Origin of the sequence: Selenomonas sp. oral taxon 892 str. F0426 (assembly GCF_000468035.1) — a bacterium.
Lineage (GTDB): Bacteria > Bacillota > Negativicutes > Selenomonadales > Selenomonadaceae > Centipeda.
In genome coordinates this window covers 4,145-4,534 of sequence record NZ_KI260518.1, presented here as the reverse complement: position 1 = coordinate 4,534, position 390 = coordinate 4,145, and the positions used below count along the sequence as shown (strand labels likewise).

The window sequence follows — 390 nt, the reverse complement described above, 5'->3', positions numbered from 1 at the left end:
GGTCGCGGAATCTGCACCATCCCGTCTCCTTCTCCGCGCTCTCCTTCAGTGCTGCCGTGTATGCCGCCGACACCTCACGCGCCGCCGGGAGACCTTTCTCGTGCAGCCATAGGACGGTCGCTTCCTTCGCCTCCGTCCGTACAAAGTCCCCCACATGATTTTTCAGCTCATTCTGAATGTGTTCCAGTTTCATCTTCAACACTCTCCTTCATAGTCCGTTACCCCACGCGCAATGGCGCGGGCAAATTCATCCTGCTGCGTCCCAAGAAGCTGCGCATCGCCCGCATGGTCGATAAACGCAAGTTCCACGAGAACAGCGACCGCATCCGTGTTGCTCAAAACGTACAGACCGTTGACACCGGGCTTTGCTCCCTTCACGCCGCGATCCAC

2 protein-coding genes are annotated in these 390 nt (G+C 58.2%); both read right to left on the bottom strand.

Annotated features, from left to right (window positions below; genetic code table 11):
- On the bottom strand, positions 1–193 hold a 193-nt coding region (locus HMPREF1992_RS00730), incomplete at its 3' end, for a hypothetical protein (protein ID WP_037357835.1).
- 2 nt (positions 194–195) lie between these two features.
- On the bottom strand, positions 196–390 hold a 195-nt coding region (locus HMPREF1992_RS00725; protein ID WP_037357854.1), incomplete at its 5' end, for an N-acetylmuramoyl-L-alanine amidase.